We start from the raw sequence: 2804 nt of genomic DNA, 5'->3' as shown, positions 1-2804 counted from the left end.
ACTTATACGTGTTATATTCTTGTAATCCAAAAAGCACACCAAAACTTAATACTATACCTGCAATCGATACACCTGCTAATTTAAACCATGGATTTCTATTTATCATTTTATATTCCTCCCCATATTTTCTATTTTGATTATAATACTTTTAATTATTGTTTTTAATTTTCTACTTCATTTGTATTATCAGATTCTTTTCCGCAATACGGACAAGCTTTCCATTCTTTATCTAACGCTTTGCCACAAGCATCGCAAATTTTCTCAGGTGTTTTATCTTTTGAATTAAAGGCACCTTTTATAGTTGCAATATCTTCAGGTGTAAAAATACTATTTTTTACTACTATAATTAGCCCTATTATTAATGCTGCCACAAATACAAAGAATAGAAGTTTTATAAGAAACATTAACAATACTGATATTGTTCCGCCAAATCCAATGCCATAACTACTTCCCATATACATATGCTCACCTCCATAATTTCCTCTAAAATTTATACTAATTCCATTTCCTGTTGAAAATAACAAGGAGCTCGCTAACCATAAAATTAGTAAACCTAGTAACGAGAAAACAATAATTTTTAAAGTTGTATCCTTTTTCATACTTTCTCCCCTCCTTTCCTAAAATATTATTTTTCTTTACACTTATATACTTAGCAAGAACCATGCCAACTTTTAATTATTGTTTTATTTTTTCTTATATTACAATATAATTATGTAGATTTTATGAAGTTATCTATGTTTTTCAATTTTAATCATTACTTTATAAATATAATCCAATCTAATTTCATTTAGATGCTCCATTTTATATAAGCTACTATATTTATCTATAAATAAATCATATCTTTTATTTATATAAACTGTTCATATTTTTACAATTGACTGTTAAATCTTGTACAACTTTTATCTAATTTCTTGCTTACAACATAAAATGCCCACTGGTTCAATTTGCTTTTTAACATTAGAGTGTAGTTATTAGCAATATCTTCATAATCAACTTTTAATACTTGCAGATGCAGCATATGATTCAGTAGAATGATTTGAAATTGCCTCTAGCTTAGAATTTAATTTGTTAACTGATATAAATATGCGTAAGGCTAAAAGTATTGAGTCGTTTACTGATAAACGATATGAAAATTCTTCGTTTCTTCAATCTCCTATCGGATTAAAATTATATAAAAATAGATTGAAAATAGAGGAATTATTCTCTGTATTAAAAGGATTATATAACTTAGAAAACCCAAGACTTTATGGGCAATCACGATATAAACGTCATATAAAATGGGTCTTATTAGCGTACTTAATAGATAAATTTAATAAAAAACAGCAAGGAATAAAAACTATAAAATATCCCTGGAATCTATAATTTCTAAGAATATTTTCTTGAATAACTATTTGTAAAAATTAGTTATTCAACAACCTATATATAAATATTAAATTTGCTGTGGAAGCGATAGCAGCCATTCCTTTTCCATAAATGATTTGTCATCTTTTTTTAAATTCATGTGTACAAAAATAAGCGTAACCTTCATTTTCATTTTGGCTAAGCTTTTTAAATGTGTATATTTCAATATTATATTTTTATTTACTACCAGCAAAAACTTGTTCTATTGTTTCTTTTCAACTTTCTATACAGATTTTACATGGTTATTATTCCTGAAATGCTTTAATTCCTTGACATAAATATTCCTAAGCACATCTTTTTATAATTTTCATTATTATGTATATTTATTTATATATAGTAAATTTCTTCACCTCAGTTATTGTTATTACAAAAAGTATAGTCTTAACAGGTGAAACATTACTTTTGAAATTCACTACTAAAATATAATATTCTTATTTATATCTTTTTATAAGGTGTTTAAACGCTAATATGGGATGTATATAAGTCATTCTTGGTCCAGAAAACCTCATAATTTTAATTATTTTCTTTCTCATTTCTGGCTTATAGCAATGAACCTTACATTTTCCACAAGTGCTCTTATTAATTCCATATGTACAGCTATCAAGTCGTTCATACGCATATTTCAATAGTTCTTCGCATTCTTCACATAAATTATCATTAGTACAATGTTTTTTGTTACAATATAACTTAATCATTATTTTAATGGTTTTCTTTTCATCATTAACTTTATCAAAAAATTTAGTCATTATAATCTACCTTTCAATATTCCAATCTATAATTTTTTTTAGCTATATTTCAACATTATATTAAAACATAGCCAAAACTATAAATCCTTCTTATGACAGCTACATTTTCATTTTATTTCTTACTAGAGCTTTTCTTAAATTCTTATCATATGTAAATTTTTTTAATCAAAATATCTAGAAATTTAATTGTTAAATTCATTTATTTAAGTTGTAATACTCTATACCAATCCCTAATATCTATTTTCTTTATTTAAGAAAAAACCTAGTAGTTTACTACTAGGTTCTACCTTATAACTACATCATTCCATTCATCATGCCCATGCCGCCTTGCATTTTCATTCCTCCCATCATTCCCATATTTCCTTGCATATTATTCATTCCATTCATCATTCCCATATTTCCTTGAGAGTTCATTCTACCTTGCATTTGCATATTATAATTTCCATTCATGTTGTAGCTATTTTGATTAAAGCTTTGTATACCCATTAATAAAACAAAACTCAATATAGCTCCTCCTAATGATACAACTGCTAATTTAAACCATGCATTATTTTTCATAATTACTTCTCCTCCTGATTTGTTTTATTTTCTATTAATTCTATATTTTTATCATAGCTATAAAAATTATTTTCTACATCATTAACACTTACATAATAA

General features: G+C 25.7%; 4 protein-coding genes. 1 reads left to right on the top strand and 3 read right to left on the bottom strand.

What is annotated here, in order from left to right:
* Positions 1–161: 161 nt before the first annotated feature.
* The gene (locus D2A34_RS26440; protein WP_119368355.1) at positions 162–599 is read right to left on the bottom strand and encodes a zinc ribbon domain-containing protein; all 438 of its coding nucleotides are present in this window, start codon (positions 597–599) and stop codon (positions 162–164) included.
* Positions 600–1083: 484 nt separating this feature from the next.
* Here D2A34_RS26440 and D2A34_RS26435 point away from each other — a divergent pair, with 484 nt between their 5' ends.
* On the top strand, positions 1084–1362 hold the full coding sequence (locus D2A34_RS26435; protein WP_243128402.1) for a transposase: 279 nt from the start codon (positions 1084–1086) through the stop codon (positions 1360–1362).
* 470 nt (positions 1363–1832) lie between these two features.
* Here the strand turns inward: D2A34_RS26435 and D2A34_RS26430 are convergent, their stop codons facing one another.
* Complete coding sequence (locus tag D2A34_RS26430; protein ID WP_119368354.1) at positions 1833–2147, bottom strand: nitrous oxide-stimulated promoter family protein; 315 nt, start codon at positions 2145–2147, stop codon at positions 1833–1835.
* Between the two features lie 294 nt (positions 2148–2441).
* Positions 2442–2705 (bottom strand): hypothetical protein, encoded by a 264-nt coding sequence (locus D2A34_RS26425; RefSeq protein ID WP_119368353.1) that lies wholly within the window; start codon positions 2703–2705, stop codon positions 2442–2444.
* Between the last annotated feature and the right edge of the window lie 99 nt (positions 2706–2804).

Origin of the sequence: Clostridium chromiireducens (assembly GCF_003575225.1) — a bacterium.
Lineage (GTDB): Bacteria > Bacillota > Clostridia > Clostridiales > Clostridiaceae > Clostridium > Clostridium chromiireducens.
Note: the sequence above shows the minus strand (reverse complement) of the source record. Positions and strands in the feature narration are given on the sequence as shown.